This is a genomic window from Psychrobacillus sp. FJAT-21963 (assembly GCF_001420585.1).
Lineage (GTDB): Bacteria > Bacillota > Bacilli > Bacillales_A > Planococcaceae > Psychrobacillus.
In genome coordinates this window covers 105,460-129,315 of record NZ_LJIY01000007.1, presented here as the reverse complement: position 1 = coordinate 129,315, position 23,856 = coordinate 105,460, and the positions used below count along the sequence as shown (strand labels likewise).

Genomic DNA, 23,856 nt, shown 5'->3' with positions numbered 1-23,856 from the left:
CATCAGTGCTTAAAATGATATTTCGAACCTCTTCTATTTCTTTTTTAAGTGGATGTTCAAGGTTGTTCATAAATTCTACTACCTGTTCAGGACCAGACAACTTCTTACTTTCAGTTGATTTTTTATTTGTTGTCATTATATTTAGTCACCTCTTAATTTCTTTCTATTAAACTAACCTGCTTCGTTAGTTTAAGTGTAACATTTCACAATGGATCACCGAAATCTACTTGTTATTTAGACGGAAAAATAGACCATCGAAAAGATGGTCTTGATAAACTAAAGCACCTGTTAGTTGAAGAAGCACCTTCTCTTTTATTACACATTATGATCGAACTGTGACGTAATCTTTTAACCAAAATCTCTCTCTGTTATTCGAACGTTTATTCATGTATATTTAAAATATACCAATTAAAGGAGAATAAATTATGAACTCAATTGATTTAATTCTTTTAAATTTCAACGAAGTACGAAGAAGAAGTACTATGGTTTGGACATCTATTCCCCAAGAAAAACTACATTGGAAACCCGATGACGAAGCAATGACTTGTATAGAGATGGTTAGGCATGTTCTAGAAAGTGAACATTATTACCATCTAGCTATCCAAAATCAAGGCAGTCTGGCAGTCTTTGATTCTCCTTTCGAAAAACAACCTTTTTCCACTGTAAATGCAGAATTGAAATTTGCAGAACCATTTAGAAATGACTTCATAGAAACTATTAAGTCATATTCTGAAGAAGATTTAACAAGTATTAAAATTGATCGTTCTGATTCAGGTTACATAAGAAGTTTGGGTGACATGTTGCTAAGAGTCGCCTATCATGAATCCGTCCATACCGGCCAATTGTTGGATTACTTAAGAATGGCAAAGGTTCCAAGAGTACGTGTTTGGGATTAATTTATCTTACAGGTGTAATCACTTAGGTGATACGCCTTTTCTTTTTTAGTTACTACGCATTTTGAGTTAAATGCGACATAAAAACTCCCATTCTCATCTTCAACAAAAGCACCCGTTAGTTCAATAAGAACAGTTACCAAATGTACATTTTTTTATGATTACTCTCGTATAAATAAAGCATTTCGCTCAATAATCTCCCGACATTTCTCAAATCCTTCCTTTGACTTACTATATATAGGGAAAGATAGCTCATAATTTCCTATTAAAATGGTGTCAAGAGAAGGGAAGAAAAAATTCGAAAAATACAATTCCTCAACCCAAAGATTAATAAGAAACTGAAGTGCCTCTTCATCACCAATTTTGTATATGCCATTGTTTGTAGCAAATATCTTTCTAAAAATATTCGCCTCAATCCGATTTAATGAACTTAAAATGAATTTGTATTCTGCTTTGCTTAATCCTTTTTTATTTAAACATACAAATACTTCATTATCTGTATGATACATCTCGATTAAGCACTTAAAAATCTGGAATCATACTTTAAATTATGTTGCTCATAACTACCTAGTAAATCTCGTGCCTCTTGCTCCGTAAGAACTTCATTATAAACATCCACAATACCAATAAAAGGAAATATCTTTTTTGGTTCCTCAAGAAGATGGGTATTGAATTTTTTAAACTTTAAATACAATTTTTCTATCTCCTGATTTGTTGCTAACTCTATTTTCAAATTGGTCGCCTCACCTTGTCTATTTACATCATTTTATATTTTTCTTATTCAACTAACCTGCCGCGTTAGTTCAATAAGAAAAAATGCTTTACTCTTTCTTGAAGTAAAGCACCCGTTAGTTTAAGTACATTTTTTCACAAACTTAACTTTTCTCTTTTAACTGACTTTAATCCCGAATCCAATCCATCTTCCATCTATATCTTCAATTACAAATTCTTTATTATTGTAATCAGTATTATCTAATGAATGGACTATTTTTACATTGGACTTCCACTAATCTGCGTCTTTAGTAAAAAAGAGTTGCAGATCAAAATAAATTGACCTGCAACTTCTTTATCTTCATAACGCGTTATAAACATAAAATCAATTTTTTACGAGATATCTTGTTCCTTTTACCATGGTTTTTGAAAGCTCAGTCTTAATTCATCTGCAACACGAACTAACTTTACCTTTAATTCATCAAACCAAGGTGGAGTTTCATTAATTTTGCCATAATCCAAAGATCTTAGCAATTTGGAAAACTTATATAAGTTCGCATATCTTTCAAACTGTGGAAACTGAGCCACTGCATCATTTTCTAAGACAGTAATGGAACGATATCCGTTCAAAAAAGACTGAATTAGTAATTTTGAATGGGGATTGTCATCATCAATAAAATCATCAAGGGCTGTTACAATATCAAGTGCATACCAGTGATATATTGCATCATCAAAGTCGATGATATTGAAACTATGATCCTTATTCTCTTCAAAAAAGATATTATCCAATTGGAAATCATAATGTATCAATCCGTACACATCATTTCCAGTAGGTATCGATTGAAGCCAAGTGGTCACCCTGCGTAGCTCTTGAAGGGCTAAGTGTTCCCTTGGATGCTTTTGAAATACACTTTCCATAAACTGTACCGTGTCCAACCAACTCTTTCTTCTTTCAGATACAGGTTCGAAAGTCTTAGACAAACAATGAAGTGTGGCAAGTGATTTTCCCCATTTCTCCATCTGTTTTTCGGTAATTGTATCGGAATCCAAATTTATACCGTTTGCCGCACTAAAGACAACAGCAATATATGTTCCTTCTGGAGTCTTTAGTGTTTCAATTAGTTTTCCACTTATTGAGTAGATTGGTGTTACAGTTGGAAATTCATTCAATTGTAAATACTGCATGAACTCTAGCTCAGCTTTTATTTGTTCAATAGAGTTATCTTGATCAAAACTAAATCTTAAAAAATATTGAACTTGGTTACATTCAAAAGCATACACAAAGTTTGAACTTGCACGCCAAACCTCCAAAGTTCCCTCGTCATATTCCCAGAATTGAATGAGACTCTGGGCAACAGTATCGGAAGATAATCCTCTAACCATGTTTCCTAAATTCATCATCTTTTATTTTTCCTCCCATTACTTTTGAGAGGATTAAACCTTAGTTAAGAGATAATCCCTCTCATCAGCATACTATTTTGAAATTCTATCATTTTCAATATGTCACCCCTTCCTTAAGTTTCGGCTAAAAAATCAATAGCCAGACATATTCTAATTCTACATAAAACTACTATTACCTTCTTTTGCTATTTTCTGCCTAGATGGTTCTTTTCGAATTTAAATAAAAAAAGACAGGGAGCATAAATTACTATGCTCCTGTTTCTGTCATTTGAGATACCCTTTTTCACCATACGAGGAATACCGTCAGAACTAAACTAATTAATATCCATATTTTCTTACCCATATCATTACTTCAATCACCGATTAATTACACTTTATATAACCTCTTTTTATAATCTTTTCTTGTTAAACAAAACTGCGTCTTTAGTTCAGTAAGTGCATCTACTTGAACCAAAGTCCTCTCAGGCTTGTTCAACTTATTTCAATTGATTGACACGTTATTTGACAATCCATCATTGGTATCACAAGGTTGCATTTATAAAATTGCTGACCGTCAATTTCAATATCCTCAATGGTGATTTCGTGAAAAAAGAAACTAATGTTTCCTGTGTGCCACTTATTAAATGATACAGATAAGCAACTCTCAAATAGAATAGTACGTTCTTCTCCGCTATCCCCATAACTCATTTGTACTAAACCATTTTTATTATCATACGACAGTACCTTTAATTCTTCATCTATATAAGCCGTACCCAATTTATCCAACATCTCTTGATTGCTTAATCTCAAGAAAAACACCTCCAATTACCGAAATCCTTCTTCAACTAACCTGCCGCGTTAGTTTAAGTGTAACATTTAACAATGGATTTCTGAGAACTACTTGATGTTTCATATAAAAAAATAGACCATCGAAGTGATGGTCTTGTAAAACTAAAGCACCCGTTAGCAATCCATTCAGCACAAAATAGGTGCTGCACTACCGAGAATGAAAATGGTTAATACTAATACTGACCTTAATCCGGTATACTGTAATCAATAGTCTTATTTATTAAAGCTCTCCACTTTTTTTAACGATAGTGTAGGGTCTTATTTTTTCTTTTTTTGAAGAAACTTTATTTTCCAGGTAGCTGAATTATCTATTAAATTTCACTATATAAAACGTTTCATGTGGAATATTAATTTTCCATTAGAATGACAATCATACCATTTAGATTTCAAGGACGATTTTCCCTTTTGTGCGTCCTCCATCAAGATGCCTGTGAGCCTGTATAATCTGATCCAATGGATAGCACTTCTCAATAACGGGTTTTACTTTCACTTCCTCCACAAGCACGCGTAAGAAATCTAAATCCTTGTCATTAGGTTTTGTAAGATGCACCTTTGCTTTCTTGCGACCAATTAAAGGACTTATCATCAATTGAAACGGGTGATACTTGGGGTAAATTGGATGTTCTGTTATATAAATACCTCTCTCAGTTAGAGAACGCAAACAACTGAAAAAGGTCCGCTTACCAACCGCATCCAGAATGACATCGTACTTTTTTCCGTTATCCGCGAAATCTTCTTTGGTATAATCTATCACGTAATGTGCCCCAAGGTCTTTAACCCACTGAAGATTCGAGGTACTACAAACTGCGGTTACTTCAGCCCCAAGGTATCTGGCAAGCTGAACAGCAAAGTGTCCAACACCACCTGATGCACCATAGATCAAAACTCTTTGGCCTTGCTTTATCTGTGCTACATTTCGTAATGCTTGCAGCGCTGTTTGAGCAGCACATGGTATAGCCGCTGCCTCCTCAAAGGTTGCGTTCTTCGGCATAAAACTTAGAACACCCTGGGGAGGACAGACAAATTCTGCATGGGATCCGAGACAACTCCCGAAAACATGATCTCCAACCTTGAATCTGTGTACATTTTTGCCGACCGCTTCAACAGTACCTGCAACGTCTAAGCCCAGTATTAATGTTTTGGGTTTTGTAAGACCATTCTCTAACCTGGTAGGCAAATAGCCCTTTCGAAACAGATTGTCATATGCATTGATCGAAGCGTTATGCACTCTGATCAATACCCTTTCGTCATCCTTGATGGATGGTAGTTCGACATCTGTTATCTCCAGGACTTCGGGGGGACCATAGGATCTATAAATAGCTGCTTTTATCTGTCTAACCTCCTTTATTCTCTATCAGTTAATAAGATTTCCTCATCTTGAGTAACCTTTACTCTTTTCAATAATGTAGTCGGAAATTCCTTCTTTCTGCATGAAAGAAGGGGGTGGATTAGTCTCGTGGTTGTGAAAAATAAGTAATTCTCTGTATCTATATACTATTTAATCCTTATTTAGAACTCTAAATGCTTTTTCTATAAAACTTTTAATGAATCAAGTTTCTTTTTCAACTAACCTGCTTCGTTAGTTTAAGTGTAACATTTCACAATGTATTTCTGAGATTTACTTGATGTTTAGGACAAAATAATAGACCATCGAAATGACGGTCTTGTTTAACTAAAGCACCCGTTAGTTGAAAAACGTCATACATTAATTTTCTGTTCTTTATCGTCTCTCTCTTTTATATATCTTTCGTACGCCTCTTTCACCCTGTCACTGCTATTGGCTGGTACTACTTGTTTATGAATCTCATTAATTAAAATAAATGACCTGAAAATGACTCCGACAATAATTGCACATATGATATAGATTCCAATAGAACCGAGGAGAACCAAGATACCTAAAAGACCAGCTAATAGAATGGATAACAATAACTTCACAAAACTCCCCCTTAATCTACCTACCTGTATTCCACAAAGAGCCATCTAGCTGCTAAACGTTCTTTAACTAAAGCACCTGTTAGTTGAACAAGAAATTTTATCTTCAAGTTCGAATTTCAGTGAAATAATTAAAACTCTTCTTTTAAGATAGAGTACATTTTTAAATCTCGATGTTTCCCTTTTACAAATATACCTTTTCTAATTATCCCTTCAAAAGACATTCCTGCTTTTTCCATTACTCGTGCTGAACCGATATTTTCTACATCACACCTTGCTTGAATACGAACTAAATCCATTTCTTCAAAACCGAATTTTATTATTTCCTTTGCTACTTCAGTAGTTAAACCTTTACCCCAATAGTCTTTAGAAATGACATATCCGATTTCAGCAATCTTATGATTTGGTTGCCACCAAACAAAATCGATTGTCCCGATAAATTTTCCATTTTCCTTGTATTCAATTCCCCACGGTGAAACCTGCTTATTTTCATATTTGTTCAATACAAATTCAACAAAACCTTTTGTATCAGATATTGTTTCATGGGTATTCCAAGTTACATACTTAGATACTTCTTCATCTGAACCGTATAGATGCATATCTTCAATATCTTCAATAGTGACTTTTCTAAGAATTAGACGTTCTGTTTCTAAGATAGGTAAATCACCATATATTTTTTCAACATTCATTTAATCCCCTCCACTAATTACTTGCTGAGAAATACTCCTTCTTAAAGTAAAGCACCCGTTAGTTGAAGAAGAAATTTTGTTTACCCTTCAACGATTGCAAGATATTTTTTGATTTTCCCTTCAGATTCAACAATTAAAATATCTCCTCTTTCTTTGGTGGAAAAAATCTTTGCACCAACAGGAAGTTTATTCGACATCTCATCTTTAAAATCTGTATTTGTATTATCTTTTGTTTTTATTTCACTGATTTGAACGTCTTTTGTTAAAGACAATTCTTCAACCCAATCAATATTAGTTTTGTAGATAACTCCATCATACTGAAAAATATCAGCATCAGAATCCAATGTTAAAACTTCTTCGGCATCAATACTATCAATTGTTACTGTGGTTACTTCCCCTTCATTGGAACATCCACTAATCATAAATAACGCTAATGCAATCAGGACATAAAATAACTTTTGAACCAGTGTAATACCCCCTTTATATATATACTCGGAAATACTCTATCATCAGTTTCTTATTGAACTAAACTGCTGCGTTAGTTTAAGTGTATACTTTCACAATTATCCCATCTATTAAGAAAAAAAGAGCTGCCAAAACAGCTCAGTGATCTTATATTTAATTTATTTTTTCAAAACTGGAATCCAAATTTCGCTCTTCACAGACGGTGAAGTTAAATCTTTGGTTTTAATCGACAAGATTTCAGGTCCTTCAGTTACTTGATAACTGGAAGATGGAAACCACTCGGAATAAATCCTTCCCCAAGTTTCCTGTAGCGTACTAGGAAAAGGTCCCGTTGATTCAAATATCGCCCATGTTAAGGCAGGAACTTCAAGTTTTGAAAATTTTTTGGGGCATTCTTGTGTTGTTGCCACTCCTATATACTGATCAAGCTCTCCTTTTTCTTCCATGCGTCCTTCAAAAAAGTTTGTAGAGGCTTGAATCATCCCTTTAGGTTCGATATTAGAAAGTTTTTTTAATTGATCTATTTCTTCCATAGTCAAAGATTTCCACATTGCAGTAATTTCTGGGTTTTCTCCTTCAAAAATAATTGGAACTCTTTTCATGATACCAATTATGTTATATGCCTCTTTTTGTTCGACTTTGTAATTCATTTCATTTCCTCCTCTTATTGATAAGTGAAAGGTCAATAGTGGATAGGATTTTAATTGATGTCCATTGTTTCTTGCATCAGATGGTGTTACACCATGTAAATTTTGAAAAGCTCTTGTAAAAGAGTCGGGTGAGTTGTATCCATATTTAATAGCAACATCGATTACTTTTATTTTACTATTATTAAGCTCTAATGCTGCCAAGCTAAGTCGTCTTCGGCGGATGTATTCCGATAATGTAATACCTGCAAGGAAAGAAAACATCCTTTTAAAATGATATTCAGAACAATGTGCTATACTTGCCACTATCTTAAAATCTATTTCGTTAGCAAGGTTTTCCTCGATATACTTCATTGCATCGTTCATGTTCTTAAGCAAATCCATTCCATGACCTCCTTCCTTAATAGAATAGCAGGAGTTGAATCTATCCACCCTACATTTTGTGCACAGATATGCAGGATTAGTCTTTTCTTTGACTAAACTGCCGCTTTTAAGTTCTATTAGAAAAAAGCTTTACTCCTTCTTGAAGTAAAGCACCCGTTAGTTTAAGTACAATACTTCACAATCTTTTTTTACACCTTCAGAAGCTTAATCCCTTAAATGTGTTATCCATGCAAAACCCATCTTATTAAAGAAAAGCGCTCGATTGTTGAAGATCTTTATTCAACTTACGTTCCTGTTAGCCCTACAAAGAAAAGGATTAGCTGTGATATGGTGATATTTCGGCGTTAAGATTTCTTTAATCAAGATCCTTCCTTTAATAATTCTTTTGCATTTTTGCCATTACCAATAATCCCCCCCAAAACTGATAAGTTCCTTTAGGAATATCCCTAACAATCAACTTTCGAGAAAGTTATTAAAATATTAAACTTAGTAATTTTTTTCTTCTATAAGTTTCCCGAACTATTCTAGCAGGAAAGTTCGGTAACAGTTTAAAGGTCCATTGTTTATAGGGGGGATATTTAATATTCTAATGCTAAGAAGTGGATTTAACTAATATGGTGGTTGGACTACAAACTAAGGAGGAATATTAAATGAGATTAGAAAATGAAGTAGCGATTATCACTGGAGCTGCAAAAGGAATGGGCGCTTCACATGCAAAACGTTTTATTGCTGAAGGTGCTAAAGTGGTCATTACGGATGTATTAACAACTGAAGGGGAAGCATTAGCAGCTGAGCTAGGACCTAACGCATTATTCCTACCGCTTGATGTAACAAACTTTGCACAATGGGAAGAAGTTGTAAATAAAACTGAATCACATTTTGGGCCTGTTACGATTTTAGTAAATAATGCAGGTGTGGATTTCCCAGAGGTAAGTATTGAAGACTTACAAGTTGCACAATATGAAAAAATTATTGCTATTAATCAACACGGGACGTTATATGGCATGAAAGCCGTTGTTCCAAATATGAAAAAGGCGGGACATGGTGCTATTGTTAATATTTCATCATTAGCTGGAATCATTGCTGCCAATCAAAAAATCGCCTATACAGCTTCAAAATTTGCTGTAAGAGGTATGACGAAAGCAGCGGCCTTAGAACTAGGTGTTGCAAATATTCGTGTTAACTCTGTACATCCTGGTTTTATTGAAACCGATATGACACGTCATTTAATTTCACCTGAACTGGAGCAAATGTTTCCGTTAAAACGTGCTGGGCGCGTGGATGAAGTGACAAATTTAGTTTTATTTTTAGCATCAGGTGAATCAAGTTATTGCACAGGCACGGAATTTATCATTGATGGCGGATTAAATGCCCAATAAGATATCGATATGTTAAGTGAGGAAAGGGGAGCAACCAATGGATGCGCTCCTTTTTCTTATGTAAAAAGGTTAATGTTCTAAAAATCCTTTCTGACGTTGAGTTTCTTTTTCAACAATGCGCCTTTTTATAGTTACAGTAGGAACTTGTGCTGTAATTGTATCAATTAAAATTTTCGAGAATTGGACAGCAGATAGCGGACACCCCTGTTCAATCCAATCAATAATTAAACCTGCAGAACCATATACTATATAACGATTTATATATGAGGTTAAGTGTGCGTTTTCGTGAAAATAAAAATCCTGTTCATAAAGTGTTACTAAATGTTGGAGCAATTTTTCTTTAAATCGCAGTTCTAAAGAAGGCGTCATTAATGCAAGATAAAAATTATGATACTTAGCAATATGTAAAAGGGCAGCAAAAGGCTCATCAGAAGTAAGTTGATTAAATTCAAATTTAGATTTCCCCATATAGGGAGTTCGATAAGCTATAGTAAATTCCTTTAATAGCAGCTCAATACAATCTTCCGCAAGGTTTTTCTTATTTGTGTAATGTTTATAAAATGTTGCTCGGCCTACATTTGAGTGCTCAAGAATAGATTGAATTGTAATATCCTTGTAAGGCATTTGTTCTAATAATGTAAAAAAGGTTAAAAACAATTCGATTTTCGTTTTTTGAACACGTTTATCTAAAAATTGGAATTCAGCCATGGTAAACCTCCTAAAATTAAAATGGATAGTTTCCTTTATTTTAAACTAAATATTATGTTATGTAATTTCATTGGGAGGGGTATTTCCTCCTTCAAAACATGCCTCACTCTTATATTTGCATTTTACTTTCCCAAAGCGTCGTTTGGTAACCTTTAATAAAAAAATGTTATTCAATAATATGGCCCGATTGTTGAACAACACTCTTCAACTAACCTGCTTCGTTACTTCAATAAGAAAAAAGGCTTTATTCCTTCCTGAAGTAAAGCACCCGTTAGTAAAAAATTCCCACTTTGGTTTACTAAACACCAAACTGTTTTAAATGATGATCAAGGTGCTTATAAATTCCTTTTCCCCATTCCTCGGAAGTAAGTTTACCGAAAAAAGGATGTGGATGATTTGTACACTTCTGAGGACCATTACTTTGAAATGTTATAATTTTTTGTTTTAATTTTTTCTTTTCTGTTTCAAATTCTTTTTCATCTACAATCAAAATAGTAGGGATTGTTGACATGTTTTTTGCTAAGGGCTTGTCATTATAAAAAATTGGTTTCACAAACTTCCCAATTAATGTCCCTAACCAACCTCTCGGAGGATAAGCATTTCCCATTGCAATGTCTTGAAAGGATGAACAATGTGCCAGCATTTTGGCAACATCCATTTTACCCCATTGCGGTTTTGAATTTCGGCTTAAATTGTCAATCCGGTTTAAAATTTCCTCTGCGTGCGATTGATTAAAAATTTCCTTCATTTTTGTGCACCCCTTTGCATATTTGTTACCACATATCCCTAAATGATTTTAAACTAAACTGCTGCGTTAGCTCAATATGGCTTTTGTTTTCCGAACTTCGCAATTTTTTTCAAAACAAAAATACCACAAATAAGCACCATTATTCCTACTATCTTAACCATTACGTTTCTATAAGGTTCATTCAAAATTGTGGTACTTAAAAACAATAAACCAATAAAAATTATTAGAATACCAAGTAAAGTACTTATTAATTTCATTTTACAACTCCCACGAGATAACGAATTAGTTGAATATCCTTATGTTTAATAATTCGTTATTACTCTTAAAATCCCTCTTATTCAACTAACTTGCACCGTTAGTTCATTAAGAAAAAGCTACCCTTACAGGCAGCCACTTGTTTAATTAAAGCACTCGTTAGTTCAACAAGTATTTAACATTATTAGTTATCTATTTAGAGTGGACACTAACGCTTCGTTTTTCACTTCTAATATATATTCAGTAAAAACATGTTCCCGACCGCCATTTTTCTCGTACCACTCTTTAATTCGTTTAATGTGAGCACCGTCACCTTTTACACTGTTCTCTATTTCTATATAATCCTCATAACTGTCATATTCCCAAATAGCGAAAATTTCTGTGGTATTATCTTTATTATCCTTCATCCATCGTCCTACCAAACGTGCTCCGTACTTAAGTTGATTAGGTAAATTAGTATTATTGAAATGTTCATTAAACTTTTCTACAAAATTATTTTTTACAGTGTAAAATTTTCTTCTATAAAACATATACGCACCTCTTATAACTTAATAATTAAAGATTTTCGTGCACCGCTTACTCATTTCGATAAGAACTCGTCATATCCCTCTTATTGAACTAACCCGCACCGTTAGTTTAAGAGTAACATTTCACAATGGATTGCAGAAATCTACTTGATGTTTTGGACATAAAAATAGACCATCCAAATGATGGTCTTGTTTAACTAAAGCATCCGTTAGTTGAAGAAAGAATTATTGTATTTGCACTGTTTTTATATCTAGAGTTACTTTGAGTCACAGCCATTTAAAGTTATTAGTATGAGATAATTAACGGGTGTAATTATAATTTGTTTGGTTTTTTAAAAAGGAAAATCTTTTCCGTTCTTGTCTTGGACAATTAGCTCATATTTCTGATTCTCTGTCATTGTTTTTACTTCTTCGCTATGCAGAAACTCAGTAATTTCTTTTCGGATTTTGGTTACCGTCTCTTTAGTATCTACTTCCGATAGTTTCATGTTCGTCATGATGGTAATAGACACTTTTTCTGGCTTGTAGGAATAGCTAATGTCAGCTACCCGGTACTCTTTTTTTAGGAAAAACTCTTCTTCTATGCTTCTCATGACCGGCATCCACTTATCCTTAAGTTCCTCTTCCGAAACGTCTCGAGTTATAATCTGTACCTGTGACGGTGTATCGTTTGCTTTCAAAAGTTCAATCGCGGCCTTGTAAATTTCTACTTTCTTAGCTTCATCGGCAATCGGGATGTAAACGTTTACTACAGGGCCATATGCGTTAACATTCATAATCGAGTAGCCTGCTCCCTGCAAGTCCGACATCAACTTTTCGCCTAGTTCCTCCCTTTGATTACCTATCTCCTTTAGCGCGGGAGATACCTCATTCGTGTCAGAAACCGTTAACTCGTAGTTATCATACCCCTTTTTTTCCAAAATTTCAGTCAAAATAGTCAAAACTTTGTCCTCTTCTTGCTTGACGTATTCTTCCGTTCCCTCCAGCGATATGTCAAAGTGTGGCTTCTGTCTCCAGATCCCCATGCCGATACTTGTTGGTTGATACCCTTCTTTCACCAAAGCTTCCGTAATTACTTCATGTATCGGTTTATGGAATATTTGTCCAATATAAGGGATTTTCGATGCCATTTCCGCCATGGTTGGATTCAAGAATGCGGAACCCGTTAGGACGACAAGACTGATAACCGCTGCAACTACAAACTGGGATTTTCTCCAACCTCTTTTTCTTCCTGTCGCTTTTTCAAAATCCGCTCTTTTTTCCGATTCTTCCTTAATGTTTTTAGCAAATTCGTACATGGAAGATGGTACCTGGATTTTTTCCATCTCTTCTTTAATTTCTTTCTTCATTGATTCATCAATTTTCATTGTGAATTCACCCCTATAAACTGATTTTCGATCAATCTTTTTTTCAGAGTGTTCCTTGCTCTTCGAAGGTGGGATTTGACCGTCGAACTTTTCAGTCCCAACAAATCTGAAATTTCTTGGATTGCTTGCTCTTGGTAATAGTAGAGGATTAGGACGTTCCGATAGTCCCTGTTATCGAGGGATAATATACCCCTTTTAATCTCGTTCTCGGTTTCCTCTTTTAGCACGCTTTCCATCACGCTATGTTTGTCTGTCACCACATCGATTTCAAGCGGAGATTCCTTCAGGCGGTCATTCTTTCTCCAAGCATCGATTGAGCGGTGGGTGACCAATTTATAGAACCAGGTGTTGAAATAGGTGATATCCTTTCCACTCATAATATTCCTATATGCCTCAATCAACGCATTTTGGACAACCTCTTCTGCCTGATCCCTCGACTTGAGGATACTCAAACTGGTCCTGTACCCCATTGCAATCAAGGGGTTGACTAGTTGAGCAAAAGCTTCGTCCTCGCCGTTCCGGATCCGTGTCATCAGTATTTCCTGTTCCATGAGGAAAGCCCCCTTTTTTGTTTCTACCTTTTAGGCGACGGTGAGGCTGTTTAGGATGCACAATTCGAAAAAATAAAATGGTAAAGGAGTTGAATTGACTTCCAAATCTAGTGAATTTTATTCAAAAGCAGTTTTTTATTATACCTTTTTTCCGAAGATTCAGATCTATCACCTATGAAGACTTATGTAGATATAAATAAATAACCCAGTTCAATGAACTCGGCTAGTAACTTGTATTTATTTTAATGCTTATTGAACTAAACTGCCCCGTTAGTTTAAGTGTAACATTTCACATTGTACATAAAAATAGACCATCGAAATGATGGTCTTGTTCTGCTAAAGCACCCGTTAGTGTAAGTACATTCCTTCACAAAGTACTGTTTTCTATAAATTTATCGGCTTAATCTTTCCACATCAAATCTTTTAATTCTTCGTAGCTTTTTACTCCTGACAACCACTCAATATTCCCTGCAAATGTTTCTGAGCATTTAAATTCGAGTTGTTTTATTTGTTTACCAAGATTACACTCAATAAATCCTGAGTAATCCCTTGTTACATCGAGATTACGTGAAGAACTGTAAAAATTTAAAAGTTTATACTCATAGCTTAAATTAGGCATCCTGTCAAATACACGAGCTGAAAATACTCTTTTTAAATTTACATAAGTTAAAGAATCCAGTACCCATCGTATTATTAATTCTCCGTCTGGATATTTTGCTTTGATCTTGGCGTATTTTCCAAAATCATCTTTTGAAACATCCAAGATTTCAAACTGTGGTAGCTCACGATTACGTGTCATATTTAATCAACCCTTAATGTGTTGGACTTAGTAAAAAGCTTGTTTTTAGTATTCGAGTTTTTATGAAAAAACCCTTCTTAAAGTAAACTGCCCCGTTAGCTATATTGAATCTTTTATATTGCTTTACCGTATATAACGTAAACAAGAGCAAAATATTTGGAGGGATGAAAATGGGTTCGTTAATTTTATTATTTATTCCCCTATATGTAATAATGATTTGGCAATTTTTTAACCCTAAAGAGTCAATTTTATGGGGAAGACGTTGGATGTATAAAGAAGAACCGAATGTTACCGAAAAGGCTATTACACACGCCAAAGTTACTTCAGTAATTGGCATTGTATTTTTAACAATTGTATTAATTATTCTTTTTTTTATTTAAATTAATGTTACCGTAACCACCTACTTGTTGTTCATGTAAAAAAATAGACCATCGAATGATGGTCTTGTTTAACTAAAGCACCCGTTAGCTTAAGTACATTTTTTCACAATCTTTACAGAAATGCTTCCCTTAGTTCAATGAGAAAAAACTACCTTAATTGCAGCCATTGCCTCTCCTTTTGTGCGTGGTGGGTGGTACTACCATTTTACCAAAGGATGGTTTCTTTTTGTTTTTCTTGACATAAAAAGGGGCAAAATCCCTCAGCCAATTTCCCATGGCTTTTGGGATAGCCCCTCTAATTCCTTAACTGATAGAAAACCTGTTCAATTTTGCCTCAGTACCAAGTATGACAGTGTTAAGCACATTCCCTCGGCTATCTTGTCCCCTTCTGAAATAGAGACTGCGTAAAAAATTCTTGCTGTTCACGCGAGCAATAACCTGACTACGACTACTCGGCAAATTGCAGCATTGCGCTAAGCCGCTAATCCAATCAGTGATTTCTTGATGTGGAAGTAACTCTTTGTCAATCATCGTATCTACGATGTTGACTAACCGCTCATCATCCTCATCGCTAAAAATGTGTCTCCCATTATGAAGCATGTCAGAAATAGCAACAAGAACCTCACGCAGCATTGCGACGCTGCTTTCCTTGCACTGCACCAGCTCGACAAAAACATCCGCACCGTGAGACGCGCTGTGAGCCCAGCCTCCTACTAAAAGGTAACCTCGCAGATCCTTCTCCTCTTTATAATATCGGAGCATTGCATGCATTAATTGCTCAATTTCATCTTGATCAAAAAATGGATTCTGCCTGTGGCGTTGCACAATCAAAGCGATAGGTAAGGCAGAGAACGTCCTTGTAAAAACTGACTGATCATCCTTGCTGCCAATACTATAGAACAAATGGTTCTCATCAGTCAGAACAGTTAAGAGGCTTCGTAACTCCTCTTCACTGAACCTATTCTCTTCCTTAATCCACATATAAAACATCGGATAAATCAGGTTATCCCGTAATTCTGGCTGAGGATCGCCAATATATTGAAGTAACAAAGGTAAGAAATCTTGATGCTGCTCACCTTCGCGTAACTGATACTCATCCTTCTCAATTCTTTGCAAATCCAGCATCAATTTGGTCCTTGTATCGCTCATTTCCCCATCTCCTTCATCATTAACATAATCTCCTCTATAACAACGTCTGGCTCATCATGATGAATATAATGTCCACTTCGACTAGCAATCCGGTACTTGCTTGACGTTGATAGCCATTGGAATTCTGCTTGGAGTCTTTGCTCAATTTCCAATATTTCTTGAGATGGCCATCCCTCTTCAACATTGTCAGGTAAACCTCTTGTAATAATTGCGAGAGGGAGGTTACTTTGCTTTGAATGATCAACGATTTGCTTATAGCTTTGTATTTTATCAATCTTCTCACTATTCAACATAGGATTCTTGTAATATTCCCTATTTCTTGCAAGCAGATTTTCGGGTAGAACCTTTTCATAGGCAAGTTCTTTATATTCTGGTGCAGCGTCAACCAAAACCATACCGCAGATGTTCAGTGGATAAAGGCTGGCATATAATCTAGCGACCAAACCACCAAAAGAATGTCCCACCAATATATAGGGCTTCTCCACTTCTAGCGCTAGTAACAATTCGTTGAGCTCCTCGACTAGATCATAGCAAGTCGTCGGGACGGATGCGACTTGACTCCTGCCAATACCCGACCTGTTATAGGAAAAGGTTGATGTTTTTTGCGATATTCGGTCTTGGATTTTTTTCCATGTCTCAAAGCTATCGCCTAACCCTGCTATGAAAATTACGCTTGGGGTACTTTTACGTGAATTATTATTGAATAGTCTGCGGTTATCACAGATATCAATAATCTTTTTATTTTGTATAGTCACTTTTAATCACCTAGTTCAATTATAAGGTTCACACTATTAATGTTTCCATAATAATTGGATTATTATATAGTTTTGCGAACTTTTCCATTTTTTATTTTGTAACTTCAGCTGAAACCACTCCAAAAGAAATCTGTAGAATACCAATTGATAATTTGCTTACTTCCAAGTTTTTTGTCGTTTTAAACATTTCACACTGGATCGTCGAAATCTACTTGATGTCCTATACATAAAAATAAACCATCGAAATGATGGTCTTGTTTAACTAAGCACCCGTTAGTTGAAGAATAACCTATTTTTCAAATTTCACTAACGTTTTTTCAGGCATTTTTATCTGTTCAACGTCAAATTTATTGATGCGAAGAGTTATCTCACCTTCTCGCTTATCGGCTTCTTCTCCAACCCAGCAACTATACAATTCAAAATAATCACCTTTATCAATGTAACTGTCCATAATTTTACACAGTGCGATTAGCTTCTCTTTTGATTCAGCACACGTTTTTGGGTTCATATATTCCGAAATCTCTATTCCCCAGTCACTTGATACTTCATAAATAAAAGGAGTGGTAAATTAATGTTTTTTCACATCTCGTCGGTTATACTCGTTCGAAAAACAATCTCCAATAATAATTAAATCGTCTGACTCTTCATTAATAAGAGGTATTTCTATATTGCATCCAATATAACTTGCTAAACTCATATTCACAATCTCCTTTTAACCCTGACTAAATTTTACAAGCTTATTCAACTAACCTGCCCCGTTAGTTGAATAAGATATTTCTTTTAAATAAAATATGGGTTATCTATTTCATTATTATTAATGACTACATCTGCAATAAGTTGAGGTGAGTGTTGTTCTAAATAAAGTTTTGAAGCAACGTGATACCTTTTTAGGAACATTTCTTCAGCTTTTTCATAACTTCCAAATGCACGTTCTTCTCTTTTAGCTCCTCTTTTTCTGGCTAACTCAAAGTCAGTTTTAACAAATATTTTAAAATCGTATAGGTCACTTATGTCCTTTTTAAATAAAAAAGTTCCATCAATAATAAAAATCGTATCCCTTTTTGCTATTTTTAATTCTGGGTTCACATACTCGTCCTTTGCTAAATCTAAAGAACTTGTTTGATAATGCAGGTTTCCCCCTGGACCTAAAGGTATTAATAGTTTCTGCTTAAAGGAATTGTAGTCGTGAGCATCCTCGTAATAACCAATAGCAGATTCCTTACCCTGTCTGTATCGAATAACCCTTGGATTATGAAAATTGTCTATGCTAGTCCTAATCACATCCATCTTTCTCTTTCGAAGTTCTTCCATAAGCTCATTAGCAAGCGTTGTCTTACCAGATGAAGTTATTCCACTAACTCCTACTCTAATTGGATGATATGTTTCTATACACAAGATTCTATTTGCTATTTCTGAAATAAGTTCACTCCTTAACATCTAACTCCCCACTTTCCAATCATATTCTTTTATCATTCTTCAATCTTCATTAGGAAAATCCTTATTCAACTAACCTGCCCCTTAAAAGAGCTGCCAAAACAGCTCCATGATCTTCAATTAAAGCACCCATTAGTTTAAGTACAATACATCACAATCTTTTTTACGCATTTATAAACTTAATTCCTAAAAAATCAAGAAAATTATTTATTTTATACTGTGAAAAATAAAAGATTTTGTATTTGAAGTTGCTTGTTTAAACTCCCAATCTCCATAAACTTGAATCTGTGAAAAACCTGCTATTTTTAATGATTCATAGATTGTTTCCTGTGTTCTAAATTTTATTTGCATTTTTTCATGAATAACTACTTCCCCCGTACGTGCTTTTTTCACCGTTTCATAAAACGTAAAAACATCGTCTACTAATCCTTCATATTGCGTCCATATTTCAAGTGGTTCACCGTTCACCAAATCTGTTGCAACTTCCAGTGCCGTGTCCTTTTCCCACTGTTCCCACGCCTTTGCTAATGGATTACGTGTATCAAAAATAAAGTGTCCTCCGGGTTTTAATGCTCGATACGCATCAGCAACGACATTTTCCCAACTTTCCTGTGTAAGAAACACTTGTGCAACATTCGCTGTCATAATGATAGCTTCAAACGCATTTGTTTGTAAATTTGTACTATCACCAATAATCCATATCACTTCTCCTGGATACTCTTTACTTTTCGCATATTCAATCGCTTCTTCATTCGGGTCAATAGCTGTAATCTGATATTCTGCTTTCGCAAAATGAGTTGTAAATCTCCCTGTCCCACAGCCTAAATCAGCTATAGTTTTTACATTAATCTTCTTCAATAGTGCTAAAAAAAATTCATCGTCTTTGCCCCAGCCATTAACTTGGTCATACACTAGTGGAATCATTTATTTACCTGCTTCCTAAATCATACTTGTTTGTCCCCAAAATGAATCTATTCTTTCGTTCCCAGACCACTTTGTAAAACCTATACGAACTAACTATTGCTTTGAAAAGAGAAACTATATCTACTTTTCAATCACCTTTGTTACCTGTTTCATATTAATCAATCCTTTGTAAATAAAGTCACTCTTATTATATCTTAATTTTCTAAAATAATAATCTATTAGTGATATGTAGAACAAAAATGTGCCCAAAGCGTAGTTTAGTAACATTTCTTTACTTAGCGTTGTAAATCTGTCGATAGTCCTTGTTGCACTAAACTGCTACGTTAGTTCTATAAGAAAAAGCTACCCTTACAGGCGGCAGCCACTTGTTTAACTAGAGCAACCGTTATTTGAAGACGATAAATACAAAAGAGCTCACTTTTTGAATAAGTCTGATAGTTCAATTTTCCATATATCATTTTCTTTTTTTAATCCCATTAATGTTGACACTGTGTACCTTCCATAATTAACCATCAATTCGACTAATATGCCATTACTATCTTCTTGTTTTATTTTGATTGAATCATAATATCTGAAATCTAGGGCTATTTCCAAGTTGGATATATTAAGATTTTTGTAATATTTTTCTTTAAAAGTATCAAAATCAGGTAGTTCACCATCAATATAAGTCAACGAATAGATTGCTTCTATATCATCGATAACTGCTGAATGAATATATATAAGTATAATCTTTTCTGGTGAGAAACCTTTTAAGTAATTTGTGTCATATTCCTTGCCAAATAGTTCATATGACTTTAATTCTTCTTCCGACAAGCCGGTTAAATATGAAAACTCTTCTTCTGAGTCATCAATTTTAATACTTTCTCATCTACTATATCGATTACATTTTCCTTTTTTGTTTCATATGTTTCTACCGAATTACTAGGCTTACAACCAGTTATTAATAATAATGAAGTTAAAAATACAAAGAGAATATTTGATTTCAAATGAGTTACTCCTTTTATGCCTCCCCCCAATGTTAAGGAAAAGAGACACTTACTTGAAATTTAAATAGTGTTCTATTCAAAAGTATAGTTCTTTAACTATATATTCAGCTTTTCCCTAATTATTCCTTCTTCAACTAAGCTGCTCCTAAAGTTGAAGAAGAAAAAAGAGCTGACTAAACAGCTGAATGATCTTCAAGTAAAGCACCCCGGTAGTTGAATTAGATTTTATTACCTCGAACTTTTAAATAGACACATTCCAACCGAACCAAATACACTTGTTACAGCAATCACAGTGACAGCAAATATTACTTCTGAAGTTGAATGAGCTCTATTAGTCAACAAACCAAACCACAGTAGCTCAATAAATAAAATAAGCCCCCATAATATAAAGAATGCTTTCAATATATCATTTTTCATACTATCACCATCCCACAAATATAATAATCCATCTTCAACTAACCTGCTGCGTTAGTTGAATAAGAAAAAGAACTGTCTAATCAGCTCAATGATCTACAACTAAAGCACCCGTTAGTTGAATAAGAACAATTTCATTATCCATAGCCAAATCCTTTATAATGAGATTTATTCATCCATCTTAACTGTCCACTTTTTACGGAGATTGTATCTATGTGTAAGTGTAACCTCTCTATTTGAAATCCACTTTAAATCCCCTAGTTTTTGAACAAATGATAATTCATGAGGTCTATCTTTAAATAGTAATTCACTTTTTCTCATCTCATTTGACTTTCGTTCTCTAATAATCATCGAAATAGTAATAAAGTCAATATCATGCTGGCAAAAAATCTCTGCCTTATGTTTTCTATCGGGTGAGGATTTTGGTTTCAACAAATATTCATTAACATAGTTTCGATCCATTATTTCTTTTGAAACTCGATTAAAAGGACTAATATCCCAAGAATAATGATTTGCAACCTGTATTATTCCTTCGTTAATTTTTCCAAGTACAACTTTTTTCTTTTCCATATTGGATAGCTTCCAATAGGATTCTAAGTCTATGTATACATATACATCTGTAAATCCAAGTGCAGTTTTAGGTACACTATTTATCTTATCTAAATCAGTTACACAATAGATGTTTATTTTTTTTGTCTCTTCCGTTTTAAACTTTCCTAATATATCTGTATACAATCTAGCTATACATCGTACTTGGTCACCAAATAAAACATGAAAATCCTTACAATTCTCCAAATAATCTAGTCTCATTGCCTCTTCTTTAGTTAAATTTTGAGTTAACATTACTTCATCTATATATTCTTTATTTGGTTTATACTCCAAATACAAACCTATATCCCTCAAATACATTGGAATTCCTCTTCTTTCTTTATTTAGGTGAGATATGTATTTTATTGAACTAACCCGCCCCTTTAGTTCAATAAGAAAAAAGGCTTTACTCCTTCTTGAAGTAAAGCACCTGTTAGTTCAACAAGAACTAATTAAGAGCTAGCAAGTATTGAAATAGTAAAAACAATATAGGCTAAAGATAAACTAACAATTATAGTATTAGTAGAAGTATCTTCATTATTTTTTACTTTCTCCATAATAGAAACTAAATTTACGCATATAATTATCGCAAGTATTGGATTAAAGAAAATTCCTAATTCTGCAAAGCGAATCACAATATTCACTTCCTTCCATTTTTCTTGTTCAACTAACCTGCCTCGTTAGTTGAATAAAAAAAGAGGCTGCCTAAACAACCCTTGGTCTTTAACTAAAGCACCCGTTAATTAAAGAATTTCAATTTAAATAGCATCAACTCTTATTGTTATTATCTCTTTTTTTATATTTTTCAAGCACGTCTTCAATTGTTAAACTTTCATTCACTCTTTCATTTACTCTTTCTCCGTTTTCTTTTTCAAGTAATTTGCCAATAGCTGAATTGTTAATCCCTTTTGTAACTGCTATCTGAATCACATAATATAATATAAGAAATCCAATAATCATAAACCCAATACTTATATATCCTTCCATAATTAACAATACCCTCCCAAGTAAATATTTTTAAATAGACTCCAACAAATCTGCGCTTTACTTGAATACGTTTGAAACGAATTGAGGTTCCAGTTTTAAACAAATTCCCCATTTGCTTGTTGAACTAACTTGCTACGTTAGTTCAAAAAGAAAAAGCTACCCTTACAGGCAGCCCCTTGTTCAACTAAAGCACCCGTTAGTTGAATAAGCACCTTCTCTTTTATTACACATTATGTTTGTACTGCGCTGCTGCTGCTATAAAAAAAAATAATAAAAAGCTGTTTTTATTGACAAAATTATTCATATATGCTATAATTTACAACTAAATAATTTTGTTTTATAATAAGATTCTCCTGGCCAGGGGAATCTTATTTTTGTTTATAAAGGAGGATAAATATTTGAAACAGAATGAATCCAGTATCACTTCTTTAATATCAGCTTTTGGGAGAGCATATCACAGTAAATTTGATTACCCTAAAATTTTCGATGATTTTATTGTAAATGATCTTATTTCTGATAAAGAGTTTTCCGACATCAGAGAGAATATGATTCAAGGAATACAGTTTTTCATCAAAGATATTGCACAAAGGTTTAAAGATGATCCAGATGAAATTTTAAAATGGATTACACAAGTACAACTTTCTCCGACTACCTTGGCACGAACGGCATTTTGCGAAAAAGTATTAATAAACGAAATAAAATTGGGGTTAAAGCAGTATGTAATTCTAGGTGCTGGAATGGATACATTTTGTTTCCGTCATGCTCAATTTAAAAAAATCCTAGAAATATTTGAAGTTGACTATCCAACCACTCAGGATTTTAAAAAACAACGGCTGGCAAATGCTCAACTCGAAATTCCAAATAATCTTCACTTTGTCCCAATGGATTTTACCCAACAATTTTCAGATGAGAGATTGGTGAAACAAGGATTTAAAAACCAAAAAACTTTTTTTAGCCTGTTAGGTGTTTCATATTATTTAACTAAAGATGAAATCATTAATTTAATTAAGAATTTGTTTACTAAAGTCCCGCCCGGTAGTTCAATTGTGTTTGATTACGCAGACGAAAAGTTATTTCATGAAAAAGGTTTATCCAATAGAGTAGAGAACATGGTGAAAATGGCATCTGTCGGTGGAGAACCAATGAAATCGTGCTTCTCCTATTATGAAATCGAAAACTTATTAGATGAGCTAGGATTACTCATTTATGAACACTTATCTCCTGATAATATAAATGACCTTTTCTTTAGTAATCGAACCGATTATTTGACCGCATTTGAAACGATCCATTATATTCACGCTGTAAAAAAATAATATATCTTTCAGCTTGCCGCTCATTCATTACTAAGAATAGAGCGGTTTTTAGTTATTTCTATTTATTACACATTTTGTGTCAAATACGACATTACAACTCCCATTTTCTTCTTCAACTAAACTGCCGCGTTAGTTTAAGTGTAACATTTCACAATGCATATCTGAGATCAATTTAATATTTTGGACATAAAAATAGACCATCAAAATGATGGCCATATTTTGCTAAAGCACCCGTTAGTTTAAGTGCATTAGTTCACAAAGACTCTTTATAAGTAACAAGAAAAGGTGCCAACAAAGAACCAATTATTAAAATAAAAATAGCTATACCAAGTGTCACAAGACCATTGTTAAAAGGAGACAGAAAATAACCGAAGGTAAGCATTGGAAGAATAGTAAAAGAGACAAAAATTAACCTGCTTGGTATTGTTATCTTATGTGTTGTATCGCATTCGTTACATTTAATAGGTTTATAATTCAGCCAGAAGGATTCATAGATTTTACTCCAACTAAAATGTGCATTGCATTTCTCGCATTTTTGCAAAGCTAATAACCTCCATTATAATTTTCGAATTTTCTAAGGCGTTGATTTATTAACCTGCCCCGTTAGTTCAATAAGAAAAAGCTACCCATACAGGCACCATG

31 protein-coding genes and 2 pseudogenes are annotated in these 23,856 nt (G+C 34.1%); 4 read left to right on the top strand and 29 right to left on the bottom strand.

What is annotated here, in order from left to right:
* Positions 1-425 precede the first annotated feature (425 nt).
* Positions 426-896, top strand: a complete 471-nt coding sequence (locus AN959_RS16490) for a DinB family protein (protein ID WP_056832376.1) — start codon at positions 426-428, stop codon at positions 894-896.
* Positions 897-1,054: 158 nt separating this feature from the next.
* On the opposite strand, the gene AN959_RS16485 is transcribed toward AN959_RS16490, so the two are convergent.
* From AN959_RS16485 to AN959_RS16445, 10 genes and pseudogenes are all read right to left on the bottom strand, one after another.
* Entirely contained in the window at positions 1,055-1,402 is a 348-nt protein-coding gene (locus tag AN959_RS16485) for a hypothetical protein (RefSeq protein WP_056832375.1), read from the bottom strand.
* Positions 1,403-1,407: 5 nt separating this feature from the next.
* Positions 1,408-1,626, bottom strand: a complete 219-nt coding sequence (locus AN959_RS16480) for a hypothetical protein (RefSeq protein WP_056832373.1) — start codon at positions 1,624-1,626, stop codon at positions 1,408-1,410.
* A 392-nt stretch (positions 1,627-2,018) separates the two neighbouring features.
* On the bottom strand, positions 2,019-3,005 hold the full coding sequence (locus tag AN959_RS16475) for a phosphotransferase enzyme family protein (protein WP_056832371.1): 987 nt from the start codon (positions 3,003-3,005) through the stop codon (positions 2,019-2,021).
* Positions 3,006-3,476: 471 nt separating this feature from the next.
* Positions 3,477-3,794 (bottom strand): hypothetical protein, encoded by a 318-nt coding sequence (locus AN959_RS16470; protein ID WP_056832369.1) that lies wholly within the window; start codon positions 3,792-3,794, stop codon positions 3,477-3,479.
* 418 nt (positions 3,795-4,212) lie between these two features.
* Positions 4,213-4,824, bottom strand: coding sequence for an NAD(P)-dependent alcohol dehydrogenase (locus AN959_RS21785; RefSeq protein ID WP_253278939.1), 612 nt, complete (start codon positions 4,822-4,824; stop codon positions 4,213-4,215).
* Between the two features lie 36 nt (positions 4,825-4,860).
* A pseudogene (locus tag AN959_RS21780) lies at positions 4,861-5,070 on the bottom strand (alcohol dehydrogenase catalytic domain-containing protein); the annotation flags it as partial.
* Positions 5,071-5,531: 461 nt separating this feature from the next.
* Positions 5,532-5,768 (bottom strand): hypothetical protein, encoded by a 237-nt coding sequence (locus AN959_RS16460; protein WP_056832365.1) that lies wholly within the window; start codon positions 5,766-5,768, stop codon positions 5,532-5,534.
* Between the two features lie 128 nt (positions 5,769-5,896).
* Positions 5,897-6,454, bottom strand: coding sequence for a GNAT family N-acetyltransferase (locus AN959_RS16455; protein ID WP_056832362.1), 558 nt, complete (start codon positions 6,452-6,454; stop codon positions 5,897-5,899).
* Positions 6,455-6,534: 80 nt separating this feature from the next.
* Positions 6,535-6,876 (bottom strand): hypothetical protein, encoded by a 342-nt coding sequence (locus AN959_RS16450; RefSeq protein WP_056832353.1) that lies wholly within the window; start codon positions 6,874-6,876, stop codon positions 6,535-6,537.
* A 201-nt stretch (positions 6,877-7,077) separates the two neighbouring features.
* Positions 7,078-7,950: an AraC family transcriptional regulator gene (locus AN959_RS16445; protein WP_056832351.1), complete on the bottom strand. Its 873-nt coding sequence runs from the start codon at positions 7,948-7,950 to the stop codon at positions 7,078-7,080.
* Positions 7,951-8,600: 650 nt separating this feature from the next.
* On the opposite strand from AN959_RS16445, the gene AN959_RS16440 reads away from it, so the two are divergent.
* Complete coding sequence (locus AN959_RS16440) at positions 8,601-9,329, top strand: SDR family NAD(P)-dependent oxidoreductase (RefSeq protein WP_056832350.1); 729 nt, start codon at positions 8,601-8,603, stop codon at positions 9,327-9,329.
* 69 nt (positions 9,330-9,398) lie between these two features.
* Here the strand turns inward: AN959_RS16440 and AN959_RS16435 are convergent, their stop codons facing one another.
* From AN959_RS16435 to AN959_RS16405, 7 genes are all read right to left on the bottom strand, one after another.
* Positions 9,399-10,037 carry a TetR/AcrR family transcriptional regulator gene (locus AN959_RS16435; protein ID WP_056832348.1) on the bottom strand — a complete coding sequence of 213 codons (639 nt, stop codon included), beginning with the start codon at positions 10,035-10,037 and terminating at the stop codon, positions 9,399-9,401.
* Between the two features lie 298 nt (positions 10,038-10,335).
* On the bottom strand, positions 10,336-10,785 hold the full coding sequence (locus AN959_RS16430) for a DUF1569 domain-containing protein (protein WP_056832346.1): 450 nt from the start codon (positions 10,783-10,785) through the stop codon (positions 10,336-10,338).
* Between the two features lie 71 nt (positions 10,786-10,856).
* Positions 10,857-11,042 carry a hypothetical protein gene (locus AN959_RS16425; protein ID WP_056832344.1) on the bottom strand — a complete coding sequence of 62 codons (186 nt, stop codon included), beginning with the start codon at positions 11,040-11,042 and terminating at the stop codon, positions 10,857-10,859.
* Between the two features lie 186 nt (positions 11,043-11,228).
* Positions 11,229-11,570 carry an NIPSNAP family protein gene (locus AN959_RS16420; RefSeq protein WP_056832342.1) on the bottom strand — a complete coding sequence of 114 codons (342 nt, stop codon included), beginning with the start codon at positions 11,568-11,570 and terminating at the stop codon, positions 11,229-11,231.
* A 329-nt stretch (positions 11,571-11,899) separates the two neighbouring features.
* Positions 11,900-12,934, bottom strand: coding sequence for a DUF4030 domain-containing protein (locus AN959_RS16415; protein WP_056832341.1), 1,035 nt, complete (start codon positions 12,932-12,934; stop codon positions 11,900-11,902).
* Positions 12,931-13,485 (bottom strand): RNA polymerase sigma factor, encoded by a 555-nt coding sequence (locus AN959_RS16410; protein ID WP_056832339.1) that lies wholly within the window; start codon positions 13,483-13,485, stop codon positions 12,931-12,933. Before AN959_RS16410 ends, AN959_RS16415 begins: the two co-directional genes overlap by 4 nt.
* Positions 13,486-13,885: 400 nt before the next feature.
* Positions 13,886-14,284, bottom strand: a complete 399-nt coding sequence (locus AN959_RS16405; protein WP_056832338.1) for a hypothetical protein — start codon at positions 14,282-14,284, stop codon at positions 13,886-13,888.
* Positions 14,285-14,454: 170 nt separating this feature from the next.
* Here AN959_RS16405 and AN959_RS16400 point away from each other — a divergent pair, with 170 nt between their 5' ends.
* The gene (locus AN959_RS16400; RefSeq protein ID WP_056832335.1) at positions 14,455-14,664 is read left to right on the top strand and encodes a hypothetical protein; all 210 of its coding nucleotides are present in this window, start codon (positions 14,455-14,457) and stop codon (positions 14,662-14,664) included.
* Between the two features lie 303 nt (positions 14,665-14,967).
* Here the strand turns inward: AN959_RS16400 and AN959_RS16395 are convergent, their stop codons facing one another.
* The 11 genes and pseudogenes from AN959_RS16395 to AN959_RS16345 form a co-directional block, all read right to left on the bottom strand.
* A complete protein-coding gene (locus tag AN959_RS16395; RefSeq protein ID WP_056832333.1) occupies positions 14,968-15,813 on the bottom strand; it encodes a DUF2785 domain-containing protein in 846 nt (281 codons plus the stop codon).
* On the bottom strand, positions 15,810-16,568 hold the full coding sequence (locus AN959_RS16390; RefSeq protein ID WP_056832331.1) for an alpha/beta fold hydrolase: 759 nt from the start codon (positions 16,566-16,568) through the stop codon (positions 15,810-15,812). Before AN959_RS16390 ends, AN959_RS16395 begins: the two co-directional genes overlap by 4 nt.
* Before the next feature lie 289 nt (positions 16,569-16,857).
* Positions 16,858-17,265: pseudogene (locus AN959_RS20800) on the bottom strand (hypothetical protein).
* 83 nt (positions 17,266-17,348) lie between these two features.
* On the bottom strand, positions 17,349-18,005 hold the full coding sequence (locus tag AN959_RS16375) for a uridine kinase (RefSeq protein ID WP_056832329.1): 657 nt from the start codon (positions 18,003-18,005) through the stop codon (positions 17,349-17,351).
* Between the two features lie 204 nt (positions 18,006-18,209).
* On the bottom strand, positions 18,210-18,926 hold the full coding sequence (locus AN959_RS16370) for a class I SAM-dependent methyltransferase (protein WP_056832328.1): 717 nt from the start codon (positions 18,924-18,926) through the stop codon (positions 18,210-18,212).
* 414 nt (positions 18,927-19,340) lie between these two features.
* On the bottom strand, positions 19,341-19,739 hold the full coding sequence (locus tag AN959_RS16365; protein WP_056832326.1) for a hypothetical protein: 399 nt from the start codon (positions 19,737-19,739) through the stop codon (positions 19,341-19,343).
* A 5-nt stretch (positions 19,740-19,744) separates the two neighbouring features.
* Positions 19,745-19,912, bottom strand: coding sequence for a hypothetical protein (locus tag AN959_RS21130; RefSeq protein ID WP_156350816.1), 168 nt, complete (start codon positions 19,910-19,912; stop codon positions 19,745-19,747).
* 228 nt (positions 19,913-20,140) lie between these two features.
* Positions 20,141-20,329 (bottom strand): hypothetical protein, encoded by a 189-nt coding sequence (locus AN959_RS16360; RefSeq protein WP_156350815.1) that lies wholly within the window; start codon positions 20,327-20,329, stop codon positions 20,141-20,143.
* A gap of 165 nt (positions 20,330-20,494) precedes the next feature.
* Positions 20,495-21,235 (bottom strand): hypothetical protein, encoded by a 741-nt coding sequence (locus AN959_RS16355; protein WP_056832323.1) that lies wholly within the window; start codon positions 21,233-21,235, stop codon positions 20,495-20,497.
* A 131-nt stretch (positions 21,236-21,366) separates the two neighbouring features.
* Positions 21,367-21,549 (bottom strand): hypothetical protein, encoded by a 183-nt coding sequence (locus AN959_RS16350; RefSeq protein WP_056832321.1) that lies wholly within the window; start codon positions 21,547-21,549, stop codon positions 21,367-21,369.
* A 133-nt stretch (positions 21,550-21,682) separates the two neighbouring features.
* Complete coding sequence (locus tag AN959_RS16345; protein ID WP_056832319.1) at positions 21,683-21,901, bottom strand: hypothetical protein; 219 nt, start codon at positions 21,899-21,901, stop codon at positions 21,683-21,685.
* Positions 21,902-22,299: 398 nt separating this feature from the next.
* On the opposite strand from AN959_RS16345, the gene AN959_RS16340 reads away from it, so the two are divergent.
* Positions 22,300-23,214: a class I SAM-dependent methyltransferase gene (locus AN959_RS16340; RefSeq protein WP_056832317.1), complete on the top strand. Its 915-nt coding sequence runs from the start codon at positions 22,300-22,302 to the stop codon at positions 23,212-23,214.
* 253 nt (positions 23,215-23,467) lie between these two features.
* Here AN959_RS16340 and AN959_RS22055 read toward each other — a convergent pair whose 3' ends face one another.
* Positions 23,468-23,755 (bottom strand): TIGR04104 family putative zinc finger protein, encoded by a 288-nt coding sequence (locus AN959_RS22055; RefSeq protein ID WP_056832315.1) that lies wholly within the window; start codon positions 23,753-23,755, stop codon positions 23,468-23,470.
* Between the last annotated feature and the right edge of the window lie 101 nt (positions 23,756-23,856).

Excerpts from the sequence above, each read along its gene's own strand:
- AN959_RS16490 (WP_056832376.1), top strand. The coding sequence starts at position 426 with ATGAACTCAATTGATTTAATTCTTTTAAATTTCAACGAAGTACGAAGA.
- AN959_RS16485 (WP_056832375.1), bottom strand. The coding sequence starts at position 1,402 with ATGTATCATACAGATAATGAAGTATTTGTATGTTTAAATAAAAAAGGA.
- AN959_RS16475 (WP_056832371.1), bottom strand. The coding sequence starts at position 3,005 with ATGATGAATTTAGGAAACATGGTTAGAGGATTATCTTCCGATACTGTT.
- AN959_RS21785 (WP_253278939.1), bottom strand. The coding sequence starts at position 4,824 with ATGCCGAAGAACGCAACCTTTGAGGAGGCAGCGGCTATACCATGTGCT.
- AN959_RS16455 (WP_056832362.1), bottom strand. The coding sequence starts at position 6,454 with ATGAATGTTGAAAAAATATATGGTGATTTACCTATCTTAGAAACAGAA.
- AN959_RS16450 (WP_056832353.1), bottom strand. The coding sequence starts at position 6,876 with ATGATTAGTGGATGTTCCAATGAAGGGGAAGTAACCACAGTAACAATT.
- AN959_RS16445 (WP_056832351.1), bottom strand. The coding sequence starts at position 7,950 with ATGGATTTGCTTAAGAACATGAACGATGCAATGAAGTATATCGAGGAA.
- AN959_RS16440 (WP_056832350.1), top strand. The coding sequence starts at position 8,601 with ATGAGATTAGAAAATGAAGTAGCGATTATCACTGGAGCTGCAAAAGGA.
- AN959_RS16435 (WP_056832348.1), bottom strand. The coding sequence starts at position 10,037 with ATGGCTGAATTCCAATTTTTAGATAAACGTGTTCAAAAAACGAAAATC.
- AN959_RS16430 (WP_056832346.1), bottom strand. The coding sequence starts at position 10,785 with ATGAAGGAAATTTTTAATCAATCGCACGCAGAGGAAATTTTAAACCGG.
- AN959_RS16425 (WP_056832344.1), bottom strand. The coding sequence starts at position 11,042 with ATGAAATTAATAAGTACTTTACTTGGTATTCTAATAATTTTTATTGGT.
- AN959_RS16420 (WP_056832342.1), bottom strand. The coding sequence starts at position 11,570 with ATGTTTTATAGAAGAAAATTTTACACTGTAAAAAATAATTTTGTAGAA.
- AN959_RS16415 (WP_056832341.1), bottom strand. The coding sequence starts at position 12,934 with ATGAAAATTGATGAATCAATGAAGAAAGAAATTAAAGAAGAGATGGAA.
- AN959_RS16410 (WP_056832339.1), bottom strand. The coding sequence starts at position 13,485 with ATGGAACAGGAAATACTGATGACACGGATCCGGAACGGCGAGGACGAA.
- AN959_RS16405 (WP_056832338.1), bottom strand. The coding sequence starts at position 14,284 with ATGACACGTAATCGTGAGCTACCACAGTTTGAAATCTTGGATGTTTCA.
- AN959_RS16400 (WP_056832335.1), top strand. The coding sequence starts at position 14,455 with ATGGGTTCGTTAATTTTATTATTTATTCCCCTATATGTAATAATGATT.
- AN959_RS16395 (WP_056832333.1), bottom strand. The coding sequence starts at position 15,813 with ATGAGCGATACAAGGACCAAATTGATGCTGGATTTGCAAAGAATTGAG.
- AN959_RS16375 (WP_056832329.1), bottom strand. The coding sequence starts at position 18,005 with ATGTTAAGGAGTGAACTTATTTCAGAAATAGCAAATAGAATCTTGTGT.
- AN959_RS16370 (WP_056832328.1), bottom strand. The coding sequence starts at position 18,926 with ATGATTCCACTAGTGTATGACCAAGTTAATGGCTGGGGCAAAGACGAT.
- AN959_RS16360 (WP_156350815.1), bottom strand. The coding sequence starts at position 20,329 with ATGAAAAATGATATATTGAAAGCATTCTTTATATTATGGGGGCTTATT.
- AN959_RS16355 (WP_056832323.1), bottom strand. The coding sequence starts at position 21,235 with ATGTATTTGAGGGATATAGGTTTGTATTTGGAGTATAAACCAAATAAA.
- AN959_RS16345 (WP_056832319.1), bottom strand. The coding sequence starts at position 21,901 with ATGGAAGGATATATAAGTATTGGGTTTATGATTATTGGATTTCTTATA.